Source organism: Desulfobacterales bacterium, from assembly GCA_028704555.1.
Taxonomy (GTDB): domain Bacteria; phylum Desulfobacterota; class Desulfobacteria; order Desulfobacterales; family JAQWFD01; genus JAQWFD01.
Window position 1 is genome coordinate 32,371 of record JAQWFD010000016.1, and the last position, 14,952, is coordinate 47,322.

Here is a 14,952-nt window from a genome sequence, read left to right on the forward strand (position 1 = left end):
TTATAAACCGATCTATGAATGATTCAATTTGATTCGTTTGCTGTAATTTTCAGGGAAAAATAGATACCAGATTCCAAAAATAACTGCAACTGCTACGCAGGTTTTAGCAAAGATATCTCCATACCGGGTATAAAATGTTTTTAATTCCATAACTGCCACCGGGCGGGTAAGGGCTTTTTCTTCAAATAAAGCCGTAGATCCGGTAATCCGCCCTAATGGATCAATAAAGCCGCTGATCCCCGTATTTGCTGATCTGACAAGAAAGCGTTTGTTTTCAATTGCTCTGAAAATGGCCATCGAAAAATGCTGCCGGGGTGCGGCCGTTCTTCCAAACCATGCATCGTTGGTAATGTTCACCAGAAAACCGGCGTTGTTCAAGACAGCGGCTCTGGCCAGATCCGGGAAAATGATTTCATAGCAGATTTGAACGCCTAATTGCGTATCCTTCATGGAGAGGGTGCCGCCTGCGGTTCCCTGCCTGAAATCACCCGCCGCCTGAACCATTTTACCGATAAACGGCAGCCATTTATTTAAAGGGACATACTCTCCAAAAGGAACCAGATGCGCTTTGTCGTATTTTCCCGTGATGGCACCATTCGAGTTTATAAGATAAGCACTGTTGTAGTATTCGACAATTTTTTTTTGAACGAATGAGGGACTTCCGATCAGAAAACAGGTGCCGGCGGATTGAATAGCGCTTTGCACAAGTCTGCCCAGAGCGCTGTTTTGTTGATAATAAAAGGGTGTGGCCGTTTCCGGCCAGACGATCAGCTCCGGTTTGTCCGGACCGGCCGGTAGGGAAAGTCGAATATATTTTTCTGTTGTCCGCTGTTGAAAGGCCGGGTCCCATTTAATGGATTGATCCACATTGCCCTGTACGATCATGGCCAGGCAGGTCGGTGCAGTACGAAGTTGATCGTCAACGGATTGGATGCGCCATGTTCCATACGACCAGGATGCGCCTGCAGCCAGAATCAGTACGGCCGCTGCCGTTGATGCCAGTGTGGGTGAAATCCGATGCCCCCCCCACGCGCTTTTGTTGACATAAAGCAATAATATCAGAAAGGCGGCATTGGCCAGTGCGATCAGAAACGATACACCGTAAACGCCGAATATGTCCGCCATCTGTATGATCGACAGCTGCTGATACTGGCTGTATCCCAGCAGTTCCCAGGGAAGGCCCGTCAGGAGAAAAGTGCGGATATATTCCAGTGCGGTCCATAACGCCGGGGATAAAAGCAGCAGCCGCATCGGGGAAGCGCATAATGATGTCAGGAGCATTGAAAAAAAGGCGATGTAAGTCGCCAGCCAGGCCGCCAGGAGAAAAAGAACAGGGATGCTCAGCAACCAGGGCAGCTGACCATAGGTATGCATGGTATACGCGAGCCAGTACATCAATGTCAGATAGTGGGTCAGTCCGGCAATAAAACCCATTCGGAAACCTGCCCCCGGACGAAGCTGGCTTGATCCATAGAGCAGGGGGATGAGCGCAAACCAGGCAAGCCATGTCATCGAGATGCCCGGAAACGATGCGGTCAGCATCAATCCGGACAGCATTGCACATATAAGGGGGTTAACGTTTGTATGTCGGGGCATGAGATGCATATCTAATTCATATAAAAACCCGCATATTTGCAGGAGTGCAGGCAATACCTGTATAAACAGGGCCAAATGGAAAACAGTTATTCGAGTAAATTAACATCGAAATATTTTCTGTCAATGGAAAAGCGTGGGGGTGGATAAAAACAGCAACGCTGGAAAAATGGGGCGGAACAGGAAACAGGGCTTGGTCATGATTTCGGCCATATTTTGCTGTCCGAAGACTTGAAGTCCCGTCCGTTGCCGGCATCCCCCGGATCGTGCTGGAGAAGCCGGCAATGGGCGGGACGGACCCCGTGACATTGTGGCCGCAGTTGTGATCAAGCCCAAATTCTACGCCCCGCTGTTTCATAATAAGCAAGGTCCGCAAAGATTTTATTTTTTGGTGCCGTTGCACAAAATTTTTTATTGACAGAAGAGAAATTGCGGTTGTTTACTTGTAAAGTAAATGTTGCAACAAAATGAAGGTGGCCCTGTGTCGATCTACGAATATGAACACACGGAAACGGAATGTTTTCTTGGGAAGATGTTTGAGGTGATGCAACGCATGAGTGACGAGCCCCTGAAACGGGAAAAACCGGCCTGTGTTTCGTGATCAGCCTCATCATTGCCAGGTTTCAGCAAAACGATCAGCGACTGATCCTGCCTGATTATCACTGTTTGCAGCCGGTATTCCATCATATTAAGCGTTTCAGAAACAGAACTTGACACATCATTAAAAATGATTAATTTATCTATTTTATAAAATTCTCCGATAGCTTCTTCAGGCCGGCTGATTTTTTGACCTCAACCCAGGCATCAGGGGCAACTTGAATGTTGCCTCAGGTCGCTCATTCAAATATAATCATTACCAATGTTGAATTGCCTCGACTTTTTTCATGGGTTTGTGAAATGCAACAGGTATTTCCACGGATAAAATTTTTGCCCCCCCCTGGAATTGAAAAATCATCGGATTTTCGTTTGGATGCTATGGAGTTTTACGCAATAGATTCACAGCCGTTTTTTTAATTGATGAATCGGAGCAGAACCGCTATCCGGATCGGAATTGTTCGGGCATTGAGGTAACTAATAAAGGAGATGCAGGCATGATTCATATTGAAAACCTGACCAAATACTACGATGATTTCTGCGCGGTGGATCAGATCAGTCTTCATATTAAACGAGGAGAAGTTCTGGGACTTCTTGGGCCGAACGGTGCCGGTAAAACCACCGTCCTTCGGATGCTTACGGGATACTTTCTGCCTTCATCGGGAAGTATCCTGATCAATGAATATGCCATCGATGAAAACCCGATGGAGATTAAAAAGCTGATCGGATATCTGCCGGAATCCGCGCCGCTTTATCAGGATATGCTGGTGTTTGATTATCTGGATTACGTGGCTAAAATCCGGGGGCTTGAAAAGGATGAGCGAACGTCCAGAGTCCGTCATCTTGTCGGGCTCTGCGGACTGAATGGCATTATGCACAAAACGGTAGGAGAGCTTTCGAAAGGATTGAAACAGCGGGTGGGACTGGCGCATGCCATGATGAGTGATCCGGAGATTCTGGTGCTCGATGAGCCGACTTCGGGCCTGGATCCGAATCAGATCGTTGAAATTCGGGAAATTATCCGCCAGATCGGCAGGGAAAAAACCGTCATTCTCTCGACGCACATCCTCAGTGAAGCAGAAGCCACCTGTGACAGGATCGTGATCATCAACAACGGGCAGATTGTGGCGGACGGTACCACGGAGATGTTGAGGCAATCGCTTGGACCCGAAAAAATTATCCATCTGTCTCTGCTCAACGCCCGGATGTCATCGGTGGAGGATGAACTTGGGGCCATTGAAGGGGTCAACCGGATTGAAGCCATAGATGAGTTTAATGGCGAATCCGGTGGTAGCGGCCCGCTGAATGTAAGGCTTTTCTGCTCTGATTCAGGAACGTTGAGACAAAAAATTTATGAACGGATCAAGGGCACCGACTGGATACTGATAGAATACTATCAGGAAACCAAAACGCTTGAAAACATATTCCGGGAACTGACCAAGGAGAACTGATATGAATCAGACCTTTCAGATATTCAAAAAAGAATTTAAAGACTATTTTGTATCACCTGTCGCCTATATCGTCATATCGATTTTTCTTCTGGTAACCGGATGGTTCTTTTTTACAACGTTTTTCATCTACAGCCAGGCCAGTATGAGGACTTTTTTTTCACTGCTTCCGATGACCTTTTCATTCGTCATTCCTGCTGTAACCATGCGTCTGTTTTCCGAGGAGATGAAAGTGGGATCGTATGAAATTCTGGTGACCATGCCGGTTACATTCCGGGATATCATCCTCGGTAAATTTTTTGCCGCCGTTGCGTTCATCGCGGCGATGCTGCTTCCGACGCTGGCGTATCCGATCAGCATTTCCTTTCTGGGGCAGCTGGACTGGGGACCTGTCATCGGTGGATATACCGGCGCCATGCTGCTGGGTGCAGCGTTCTGCGGCATTGGGCTGTTTGCCTCATCCCTGACTCGGAACCAGATCGTTGCATTCATTATGGGGATGGTCATTTGCTTCGGCCTGACGCTGATCGACCGGATGTTGCTTTTCTTTCCGCAGTCACTGCTGGGGGTGGTCGGTTACCTCGGTGCCAATTTCCACTTTCAGAATATTTCCAAAGGGATTATCGATTCACGGGATGTTCTGTATTTTCTCAGCGTCATTTTTATCAGTCTTTACGCAACTCACCTGGCGATGCAGGAAAAAATATAAGGAGAATCCAATGGGCGTGACCAGCAGATCTGGAAAATATATAAAATTCATTATCTACCTGATAGCCATTGTATTGATCAATGCAGCGGGACTGACTTTGTTTTCCCGGATCGATTTGACTAAAAACAAGGTGTATTCGATATCCAGAGCCAGTCGGCAAGTAGTTTCCACGCTGTCGGAGCCGCTGACCATCAACGTGTTTTTTACCAGAAATCTGCCCGCTCCCTACAATAATACGGAGCGATATCTGCACGATCTTCTGGAAGAATACGCGATTCACTCAAACCGGTATTTTAATTACCGGTTTTATGATGTCAGCCCCGAAGAAGACGATATTTCGGACGCGGCCCGGGAAAATCAGCAACTGGCTACAAATTACGGCATTTATCCGGTTCAGATTCAGATTCTGGAAAAAGATGAACTCAAGTTTAAAAAGGCTTATATGGGGTTGGTGCTGATCCATGGGGACACCATTGAAACCATACCGACCATCACCGCCACCGATGGGCTGGAATACAAACTGACGACCGCGATACAGAAGCAGAATAATAAAATCAGCGCCCTTCTGGGCCTTTCCGGCAAGATCGATATCAAGCTGTTCCTGTCCTCTTCCTTAAAAGCCGTGGCGCCGTATATGGGGATTGAGAACCTGCCAGATCTGCCGGATAAAGTCCGGGGCATTGTGGAAAAGCTGAATGAAAAAAATTATGGAAAGCTGAATTATGTCTATTTTGATCCATCCACGGATGAGGCCCTGAACCAAGAGGCCAAAGCCTTCAATGTCATGTCGCTCAAATGGCCCGGAATTTCCAACGGAAAGGTTCCGGCCGGAGAAGGGGTCATCGGACTGGTCATGACATACGCGGACAGGGTCGTGGAGATGCCCCTGCTGAATGTGATCCGCGTTCCCCTGATCGGAACTCAGTACAGTCTGGCAGATATGGACAGCCTGGAGGAAAATATCGGCTCCAGCCTGGAGTCGCTGATTGATATCAATGAAAATATCGGATACCTGGCGGATCATGGGACGCTTCAGCTCTGGGGTTCTCCGGCCATGGGCGGACAGCAGCAGCCCGAGTTGTTGTCCAATTTTCGCAGCATGCTTGCCCGTACCTATTCGATCAAAGATATCAGACTGGCAGAGGATACCATCCCCGAGGGACTCAAGTGCCTGGTTGTTGCGCAGCCGACAAAACCCTTTTCAGATTATGAGTTGTATCAGCTTGACCAGATGCTCATGAGGGGAACCAGTCTGGTGGTGTTTACCGATGCCTTCAATGAAATCATGCCGCCGCAGCAGCAGTTCGGCTACCGTCAGCCACCCATGTATGCCCCGCTGCAAACCGGTCTGGAAAAATTGCTGGGCCACTACGGCGTACACATCAAAACTTCATATGTGCTGGATGAAAATTGTTACAGCCAGAAAGTTCCGGCTGAACTGGGCGGAGGGGAGCGTGCCATCTATTTTGCGCCGGTCATCCAGAACCGGTTTATCAACAACGATCTGGATTTCATGAAAAACATCAAGGGGCTCATTACCATGAAAAATTCACCGGTCGAACTGGATGAAAAGCGCGTTTCCGAGATCGGTGCAAAGACCTGGAAGCTTTTTGCCTCTTCAGAAAAATCATGGGAGATGACCGGAAGAATCAATCTGGATCCCATGAGCATTCAGCCGCCGGCTTCCGATGCCGACAAGAAGAGCCTGCCGCTGGCCTGTCTGATCGAAGGAGAATTTCCGAGTTATTTTGCCGGCCGGCCCATGCCGGAAAAATCCGTTGAGGAAAAAGATCCGGCCGATACGGATCAGGAAATACTGCAGGCACCTGCGCCTGCACCCGCGATACAAATGGACCTGACAAAAGTCGAGGAGACCGGCGGCTCGATTGAAAAAAGCAAGCCGGTGAAAATTTTTCTCATCGGTGCTTCGGAGATTCTCAAGGATAATATGCTCGATGAAGAAGGAAACAGCCCGAATGCCACCTTTGTCATGAACGTGCTGGATGCTGCGAATAATCGGAATGATATCGCCGTGATGCGAAGCAAAATCCAGGAGTTCAATCCGCTGGACGATACCGGTGCGCTGGCCAAGACATTTGTGAAAACCTTTAATATTGCCGGGCTTCCGGTACTGGTCGTCCTGTTCGGTTTGTTTGTGTGGCTCAGGAGACTGTCCCGAAGAAAGCATATTCAAATGATGTATGATAAGCAGTAATAAAATAACCTGATAACGTTCATACCGATACATCTGATAAGGTTCGTTGTTTTTGATCCGGGAGGTTGCGACCATGAAAATTAAAAAAGAATTTATCATCCTTGTTGCTGTCATCATCGCACTGTCTGCATATCTGTTTTTACACGAGTCCGACAGAACGCATTATCAACTGCCCGCGGTTCCGGAGATTGCCGGAACGGATATTACCCGGCTGGAAATCAGCAAGGGGGACCGGACGATCAGGCTGATTCATAAAGACAATAAATGGTATGTCGATCCGGATCAGTATCTGGCCGATGCGCCTAAAGTCAATACGATGATCAAGGCGGTCGGCAGCCTCACCCTGACGGCCCTGGTATCGGAAGCCGAGAGTTACGGCCGATACGACCTGGATCCGGACAGCCGTATCACCGTGAAAGCATGGGGAAAAGACGCGTTAAGTCGGGAGATGGAAATCGGGAAAGCTGCCGGGACCCAACAGCATACGTTTGTCAAACTGCCGGGGGATAAAAATGTGTACCACGCCCGGGGTAATTTCAGGAGGGCGTTTGATCTGTCTGTGGACGATCTGCGTGACAGGGGTGTTCTGTCATTTGACCGGAACGATATCCGGGAAGTACGGATCACGAAAGCCGGCGATTCGATCGTATTGAACCGAAGGCAGATTCCCGAGGAAACTGCGGCAGAAGTGGCGGATAAGGATAAGGACAAAGAGTCCAAACCGCCCGTCGCCGGACAAACCGTGTGGGAATACGCGGAAGGCAAAACAGCCGATAAGGGCCAACTTAACGCCCTTTTGGGAGATCTGTCCGGATTGAATTGTCAGGCCTATATCAACGGGCGGGGCAAACAGGATTACACCAATCCCTTATACACCCTCATGTTCAAGGGGGATCAGGAATATGTGCTGTCCATATTTGATAAACTGAAACCGGAAGATACCGCATACCCCGCCGTGTCATCCCAAAACGATTTTCCGTTTACCCTGTCGGATTACAGTGTGGACGATATGAAGAAAAAAATCGATGAACTTTTGAAAAAAGACTGATGCATCTGCTGCCTTTTAGCCCCCTGTCGTATGTTGCCAGTGCCATGCTCAGGGGGTTTTTTATGTGCGAACCTTCCTTTCACAGGCTATTGGGTTATAGGGAATATTAAAATTTTGAGGCGATTTATGTTATTATTAGTTTTTATTCGCCAAATGTATCCGGAAGATTTTTTTGAAATCGGATGTTGTAACAGCTGAACCAAAAATTCAATGGTTGCTGGAATAGGAGTTGATCGCATGCAGTATGATTTTATTCTTAAATCTCAAACCACTTACCTTTCTAAAATTAAATCCGAATGGATAAAATTTATAGATGGCAAACCGGTTGACGCCGATATTGTGGCTCAGGATATTTACAACTCCTGGAAACGAAGCAGGCGTTTCGGGGTAGATCCGTATTTTATCAGCGGGCAGATGATATTAACGGGGAAGGAGGCCGAGGAACAGTGCATCAGTCATCAGGAACTGATTCAATCGTTCGGCAGTGTCGCCTTGATTATTCAGGAAATCGTAACGAAGCGAAACCTGAATGTTCAGCTCTTTGATCGGTACAATAAAAGTATCCAATTAATCATGAATCCGGGAAATAAAGCCGAAAGAATGCAATATTCAAATGAATACGAAAAGTATATCATTGAAAATATTCCCAGAGATGCATCAGAAAACATTATCGGTACCAATGCGGTCTGCCTGGCATTAAAAGAAAATCGGCCGGTTCAGATTGTCGGGGCCGAGCATTTCAATTCCATGCTGCATAATGTTTATTGCACCGCAGCGCCGATTCATGATTCCGAGGGACATCCCATCGGCGCGTTGAATATTGTCAGTCTTCTGAAATCCGGCGCTATCGATACCTTTGGTCTGGCGACCTGTCTGGCGGACATCTATGACAATCGTGCGGTGATTACCCGGGCACTGGAAGAACTTCATATCCAGGATTATGCGTTACGAAATGTCATCGAATATCTGCCTCAGGGGGTTGCCTATATTGGAGAAGACAATCTGCCGAAAGCGTTTAACTCCAGGCTTCTGAGTTTATTTGGAATTAAGGATAATAAGCATGCGGTCAATGAACTTAACAGATATTTTCAGACCATTGAGCGCTTGAACGGTGACGAGGATTTAAAGAATCAGGAAATTCTTCTCGATATCCAGGGACGGAAAAAGTCGTTTCTTCTGACTATCCAGCACATCTTAAGCAATAACGGTAAGGTTAAAAATAAAATTGTGATGATCGAGGATACCCACAGCCTGATGAAATCGTTTCAAAAGCTGAAAGGGAACCAGGCCTTCTATACGTTCAGCGATATCCTCGGCAACAATCAAAAACTGGTCGTCGCCAAACAGCTGGCTGAGAAAATTGCCCGGGTTCGTTCATCGGTTCTGATTTACGGGGAAAGCGGTACCGGTAAGGAATTGTTCGCCCAGGCCATTCATAACGAAAGCCCCCGTAAAGACAATCCGTTTGTCGCCATCAACTGTGGCGCGATTCCATCTGAGCTGATTGAAAGTGAATTATTCGGATACGAACCCGGCGCTTTTACCGGGGCGCTTAAAGGCGGAAAACCCGGCAAGCTCGAGCTGGCATCCGGCGGGACTCTTTTCCTGGATGAAATTGAAAGTATGCCGCTGATGGTTCAGATCAAACTGCTTCGAGCGCTGTCTACACAGAAAATTTCAAAAATCGGTGGGGTTGAGGAAATCCCCATTGATGTCAGAATCATATCAGCAACGAAACTCGATCTGCTTCAGGAGGCGGATGAAGGCAATTTCAGGGATGATTTATATTACAGAATCAGTACGATTACGATCAATCTGCCGCCACTTCGTGAACGGACGGATGATATCCCGATGCTGTCGCGGCATTTTATTGATATCCATTCCAGAGAATTTGACTTGCCAGATTTGCAAATTCATCCTGAATTCCTGAATGCCCTGCAATATTATTACTGGCGGGGAAATGTCCGGGAACTTTCAAATGTTCTCGAAAGAGCGGTCGTGCTTCTCGGCAATGATCGGATTCTGACCCTGAGTCAGCTGCCGGATCGATTGATTCGGGCCTGCAATTATAAAGGTCTGAAAAAAGACATTGAAGCCGTTATTGAAGAGCACAGCTCCGGAAAAGGTCCTATCGCCATACTCAAGATGGCCGAAGAAATCGCTATTCAGTCGGCTCTGGAAAAGGAAAACGGTAATATGACCAAAGCCGCTGAACGGCTCGGGATCAGCAAACCGACGTTATATTCAAAGATCGGCCAGAACGACAAGCTGAAGCAGATGAAAATGGAGTATGACAGCAAGTAGTCGCTTTAGAACAGCCGCTTTGTAAGGCTGCTTTGAAGCGAAGGATCGGGATAAGCGCCGGGAGTCAGGGGGATGTCTGCAAGAAAAGAATAATGTCTGCCTGAGGTAAATGTGATGGAATGGCTTATTTTGAAATGTTAAGGTTCCCGGCGTTTATCTGATTTTTCTGAGTATATTTTTTCGGATAGGTTCGACTTAAAACGTTTTGGTCAATACCAGAGTGGTCATATTTCCCTCCGAACGATCCACCGCACCAAATTCCCACTGGTTTCTCAATGTGAGTCCCAGCTTCAGGTTCGGGAGAAATACGCTGACTTCAGGCCCAATGCCGTAAACCCGGTCGTGGACCGATCGGTCCCAGGTGACATCATCTCCCCGGTCGTCGGAGACCTGCCACTGGCAGTACCCGGTCAGGCCGACATCCCATAGCCTGGCAATCGTTTTACCGATACCCCATTCAAAATGGAAGTCGTCTCCTGCCCGGATGTCTGTATTGTTTTTTTCGCTGTGCACTTCATAACGGGCCAGAACAGATGCCGACCAGGTCTTATCCGTATCGAAATAAAGGGTAACTCCGGTGTTGATCATCCCGGTCCAGTAGTCTTTTCCCGGATACGCCGGTCGGCTGTCATCGGCGTTGCCGGTCGGGGCGTAAGCGCATAGACCTAAGGCCGCATCGTACCGCGCGCCATGCCATGCGAGGGCAAACGGCTCGATGTAGATGTCTCCGATGCCAAAATGATCGTCGGTGATTCCGGCCGAGCCTAATTCAAAGTCCACATACACCAGGGGAATTACGACGTTCATCAGGAAATCTGCCCCCAGCAGTTTTTTATCAGTTACCCATATGAACCGGTTGGCCATGGCATAGGTAGTCAGGTCAAACCCTGAATTGTTAAGGGTGTCTCCGTTTGCGTCGATGAGATCGTCTGATTTGTAAAACATATTGTACTGCCGGAAGTAAAAGCCCGGCGGTGGTATTGTGGCGGCCTTGATTCCTTCGCCGCCGTTCTGGTAGTGTGCTGATAAACCCGCGTAGGCGGGTATACAGATTAATTGAGAAAATAACAGCGCAGGCAGTAGTATTTTCAGCATCCGCTTCAACATAGTCACAGTCTCCTCTACACATCAAATATTTCGCCGCTCAAATGGATTTTTCGTGCTCAGCTCCCCTGCTGAAAACAGTTTTCACCAGTTCCGTCTATAGAATCGTGTTCGGATTAAAAATTGTCGGATACCATGAAAAACCTGAATAGGTCGGGGCGGAAACAGTCACAGAAATAAATGTAATTTCGAAACGTTCCGGAAACACCCTCTCAATTTCATAAACAGTCAGGCTGTCGTCAAGGCTTTGTCCCGACGCCCTGCGGCTAAGGCCGAAGGCATTCGGGACTAAAAGCTTGGCGGTACCGGTACGTGTAAAATTTTCCGGATTAAATGCTTAAAACGGAATTGCAGCCTTGAGCTCTTCATCGGTAATGTCAAATACCGTATCAACGGTATCTAATTTTTCGGTATACATGAATTCGGGCAGGCGGTTGTCTTTTTCGGTAAATCCGGCGGCCGTGTTGAACTGCTTTTCCATAATCAGCGTCTGGACGGCTATGCCCATGAGTTTGTCAACATTCCAGTCACCACCGAATTTTGCGGCAAACATGTCGACCAGGTGCTGAAGATTTTCCGGGTCCGCGGTGCAAAAACCGGAGAAAATGCACATACCCAGATTGTCAAATAGCGCCATGCCCACTTGAAGCTGGGTGGACAATGCTACCTGACCTTCTTTTTTCGTGGGATCGACGGTGGGATTGCCCAGGGCATTGCCTGCAGTATGGTCGGCGCCCATCGGGCAGACGGCATAGGTGACTCCGGTGCCTTTCAAACCCCTCGGGTCATATCCGGCCAGGGATTGGCCTTTAACGGTAGGTATTCTGGTAACCCCCAGGTGCTTTCCGGTCTTTTCCGTGCCTTGTCCCATGAGTTTTCCGAATTCGGTACCGTCGATGATTTCCTGAACCAGTGCAATCGCGCCGACGCTGTCGCCGAATTCGATTTTTCCGGCTTCCATGCATACACCGATCGTACATCCCGTTTCCATGGTGTCCAGACCGAAGTCGTCACACATCCGATCCATTCGGGCGATTGTGTCAATGTCGCTGATGCCGCAGTTGGCGCCCAGCAGAGCGATGGTTTCGTATTCAAATCCGGATGTGAGATAATTTCCGGATTTATCGTTATAGATATTGGAGCATTGAATCACACAACCCGGATGGCAGGCGTGTCTCATTTTACCGCCGCGTTCAGCCTGCAGTTCGGCGATGTGCTCGCCGCTGATTGCTTCAACCTGATCGAATTTTCCGGTTTTAAAATTTCGGGTCGGCAGAATGCCTCCCGCGTTGGTTGCATTGACCAGAACCGCGGTTCCCAGGGCCGGCATGGCCTGACCTGATATCGGATTGGCCATGATGCCTTTGGAATAGGCTTTGCTGGATTTGACAAATTGGGCTTTGTCATCATAATCCCAAGCCGGTTTTCCGGAGTAGTCAATAACGATGGCCTTGAGTTTTTTGGAGCCCATTACGGCGCCTAAACCACCGCGGGCAGCGGCTCGTGACGGGCGGCCGTCCGGATCGGTGATCTGCACGGTGGAATTCGGGTAGCCCCGTTCTCCGGCCGTTCCGATGGAGACGATGCCGATATCGCTTCCAAAATCCTTCATTAATTTCTCCGACAGGGCATAGTTGTTCAATCCGGCATAGGCGTTCGCGGAAAGAAGTTCGGCGCCCTTTTCGCTGATAGACAGAATCCACCAGGAATTGTTATCGGGTTTGCCTTCCACGATAACGGCATAGATATCCAGACCGGCCAGCTTCTTTGCTGCGATGCCGCCGGCATTGGCTTCCTTGATGGTTCCGGTCAGTGGACTTTTACCGCCTATGGAAATCCGTCCGGAGCAGGGAGCGGAGGTGTCCGCAAACAGCCCCGGACAAACAATCAGTTTGTTGCCCGGGCTCAGCGGATCGCATGCCGGATCGATTTCATCCGTCAGGATTTTTGCCACGGTGCCGCGTCCGCCGAACAGCTGAAGGCTTTTGGGTACCGCCTCGTATGCTGTGGCCTGTCGGGTCATGTCGACTCTTAGTATTTTTTTCATGTTTGTATCCTCACCTGAAGAGTTCGAAATAATCAAATTAAAGGTAATTGCTATCTAATTATATGATTTTTTATCTTTTGCCTCAAACGAAGTGTTCCTTAAGCGATAGCTGTCCTAAGCCCGCCCGAAAGGGCGCTGGAGCAGCACCGAAAAGTCGGTGCTGCTCTCACGGATGAATTAGTATGCTAATTCCAGAATTGCGAGAACGTCTTTTTTAGTCACAGCTCTGGGGTTGAACATTGTACTGATTTCTTTGAGCGCGTCATCGGCAACTCGGTCAAACTGTTCTTTTTTTACGCCGAGGTTTCTTAGTTTGGGGATGTCCAGTTCCACGGCCAGGTCTTTGATGGCCTGAACCGTTATGGCAGATGCTTTTACAGCTGATTTGTCAGCGATGTCCAGTCCCATGGCCAGCCCGATATCTTTGGTTCTTTCCGGAACGGCAACCGCGTTAAATTCCATAACATACGGCAGACCGCAGGCATTGGCCACGCCGTGAGGCAGACCGCAATGGACGCTGAGCGGATGTGCGATAGAATGTACCAGACCCAGAACGGCTGAGTTAAAGGCAAAGCCTGCCAGCATGCTTCCCAGAATCATGTTGGTCCGGGCTTCAATATTCTTCCCATTTTTAGTGGCCTTGACCAGGTTGCCGTAAATCAGCTCGATGGCTTTGAGCGCGTTTACGTCGGTCGGAATCATGGCGCCTTTGGAAACATAGGCTTCAATGGCATGGGTCAGGGCGTCCATACCGGTGGAGGCGGTGATCGCCGCAGGAAGCGCTACCGTCAACAGGGGATCCACCAATGCCATGGTCGGGCCGACAAAAGGGCCGCCGATAACCATTTTTTTCAATCGCGTGGTATCGGTGATAATGGAAAACCCGGTGACTTCACTGGCTGTGCCTGCGGTGGTCGGGATGGCGATGAGGGGTTTTGTGGGAATTTTTACCAATCCTATACCGTCGTACTGGTTGATCGGTGAGGGGTTGGTCAACAGAATGTTGATGGCTTTGGCGCAATCGATGGAGCTGCCGCCGCCCACAGCGACCATGGCGTCCACGCCGGCTGCTTTTGCAGTTGCGGCTGCTTTTTCAACAATGGTATCCGGAGGATTGGGCAGTACGCCATCATATTCAACAAAGTCGATTCCCGCAGCTTTTAATGAGGCCTGAATATCATCGACAATGCCGGCGGCCTTAACGCCTTTATCATAAACAAGGAAAACTTTTTTTGCGCCAAATGCTTTAACTTCCTCGCCAATATTCTTTGCAACGCCTTCACCAAATTTTACAAAACTCGGAACGCTGTACATAAACTCCATTTGTAAATCTCCTTTTTGATTTGATGGAATAAAATGGTAAAAAAGGCGGGAATATCCTGCCTCCGGTACACAACGGCTTTAAATCTTTAATGCATGAGAACGGTCGTTTTCTATTAATAATGGTTTGCAATTGGTGTGCCATCGCTTTAATTTATTGATGGGTCGTGGCCTCCCTGGTTGAGGGTATAGCGCTATATATCCTTGAAGAGGTCTGCATTTGAATGCTTGGGGAGAATTTTTTCGTAGGCCATTTTTTTGGAACCGGCCGTATAACGAATTTTAATCTCAAATTTCAGGGCATGGTTCGGCCGTAAAATTATTTTACGTTAAAACAGGGGAGCCTGTAAATTTTACGTTTACCTCATCTGGAGCATGTCCAGAATCCGCACCGCCGGTTTAAGTTAACCTTCTGATAAAAAGGATGCTATCCCGGCGTAAAATTTTTTAACGGTGGTTTGGACTGGCAAAGATATCTTTCAAGCAGGTGGATATAGAATATGTCCGGATGATTCGAGGTGTTTAAAAAAACATACTCATACACGCTGCTCCTGTCAATGGGATTTTGAG

The 14,952-nt window shown here is 48.3% G+C and carries 9 protein-coding genes; 5 read left to right on the plus strand and 4 right to left on the minus strand.

The window, feature by feature from the left end; translation table 11 throughout:
• Window positions 1-12 precede the first annotated feature (12 nt).
• Entirely contained in the window at window positions 13-1,596 is a 1,584-nt protein-coding gene (gene lnt, locus PHQ97_07730; GenBank protein ID MDD4392618.1) for an apolipoprotein N-acyltransferase, read from the minus strand.
• A gap of 1,088 nt (window positions 1,597-2,684) precedes the next feature.
• Here lnt and PHQ97_07735 point away from each other — a divergent pair.
• The 5 genes from PHQ97_07735 (at window position 2,685) to PHQ97_07755 (ending at window position 9,911) form a co-directional block, all read left to right on the plus strand.
• Window positions 2,685-3,638: an ATP-binding cassette domain-containing protein gene (locus PHQ97_07735; protein ID MDD4392619.1), complete on the plus strand. Its 954-nt coding sequence runs from the start codon at window positions 2,685-2,687 to the stop codon at window positions 3,636-3,638.
• Between the two features lies 1 nt (window position 3,639).
• Entirely contained in the window at window positions 3,640-4,344 is a 705-nt protein-coding gene (locus PHQ97_07740; protein ID MDD4392620.1) for an ABC transporter permease subunit, read from the plus strand.
• Window positions 4,345-4,354: 10 nt separating this feature from the next.
• The gene (locus PHQ97_07745) at window positions 4,355-6,559 is read left to right on the plus strand and encodes a Gldg family protein (protein MDD4392621.1); all 2,205 of its coding nucleotides are present in this window, start codon (window positions 4,355-4,357) and stop codon (window positions 6,557-6,559) included.
• 73 nt (window positions 6,560-6,632) lie between these two features.
• The gene (locus PHQ97_07750; protein MDD4392622.1) at window positions 6,633-7,607 is read left to right on the plus strand and encodes a DUF4340 domain-containing protein; all 975 of its coding nucleotides are present in this window, start codon (window positions 6,633-6,635) and stop codon (window positions 7,605-7,607) included.
• A 237-nt stretch (window positions 7,608-7,844) separates the two neighbouring features.
• Window positions 7,845-9,911: a sigma 54-interacting transcriptional regulator gene (locus tag PHQ97_07755; GenBank protein ID MDD4392623.1), complete on the plus strand. Its 2,067-nt coding sequence runs from the start codon at window positions 7,845-7,847 to the stop codon at window positions 9,909-9,911.
• Between the two features lie 195 nt (window positions 9,912-10,106).
• Here the strand turns inward: PHQ97_07755 and PHQ97_07760 are convergent, their stop codons facing one another.
• The 3 genes from PHQ97_07760 to PHQ97_07770 all read right to left on the minus strand — a co-directional run bounded on the left by PHQ97_07760 (window position 10,107) and on the right by PHQ97_07770 (window position 14,385).
• Window positions 10,107-11,018, minus strand: coding sequence for a transporter (locus tag PHQ97_07760; protein ID MDD4392624.1), 912 nt, complete (start codon window positions 11,016-11,018; stop codon window positions 10,107-10,109).
• A gap of 334 nt (window positions 11,019-11,352) precedes the next feature.
• Entirely contained in the window at window positions 11,353-13,062 is a 1,710-nt protein-coding gene (locus tag PHQ97_07765) for an aldehyde ferredoxin oxidoreductase C-terminal domain-containing protein (GenBank protein MDD4392625.1), read from the minus strand.
• 177 nt (window positions 13,063-13,239) lie between these two features.
• Window positions 13,240-14,385 carry an iron-containing alcohol dehydrogenase gene (locus PHQ97_07770; GenBank protein MDD4392626.1) on the minus strand — a complete coding sequence of 382 codons (1,146 nt, stop codon included), beginning with the start codon at window positions 14,383-14,385 and terminating at the stop codon, window positions 13,240-13,242.
• Between the last annotated feature and the right edge of the window lie 567 nt (window positions 14,386-14,952).

Coding starts and splice junctions, on each gene's coding strand:
- PHQ97_07770 (MDD4392626.1), bottom strand. CDS start 14,385: ATGGAGTTTATGTACAGCGTTCCGAGTTTTGTAAAATTTGGTGAAGGC.
- PHQ97_07745 (MDD4392621.1), top strand. CDS start 4,355: ATGGGCGTGACCAGCAGATCTGGAAAATATATAAAATTCATTATCTAC.
- PHQ97_07740 (MDD4392620.1), top strand. CDS start 3,640: ATGAATCAGACCTTTCAGATATTCAAAAAAGAATTTAAAGACTATTTT.
- PHQ97_07760 (MDD4392624.1), bottom strand. CDS start 11,018: ATGTTGAAGCGGATGCTGAAAATACTACTGCCTGCGCTGTTATTTTCT.
- PHQ97_07735 (MDD4392619.1), top strand. CDS start 2,685: ATGATTCATATTGAAAACCTGACCAAATACTACGATGATTTCTGCGCG.
- PHQ97_07765 (MDD4392625.1), bottom strand. CDS start 13,062: ATGAAAAAAATACTAAGAGTCGACATGACCCGACAGGCCACAGCATAC.
- lnt (MDD4392618.1), bottom strand. CDS start 1,596: ATGCCCCGACATACAAACGTTAACCCCCTTATATGTGCAATGCTGTCC.
- PHQ97_07750 (MDD4392622.1), top strand. CDS start 6,633: ATGAAAATTAAAAAAGAATTTATCATCCTTGTTGCTGTCATCATCGCA.
- PHQ97_07755 (MDD4392623.1), top strand. CDS start 7,845: ATGCAGTATGATTTTATTCTTAAATCTCAAACCACTTACCTTTCTAAA.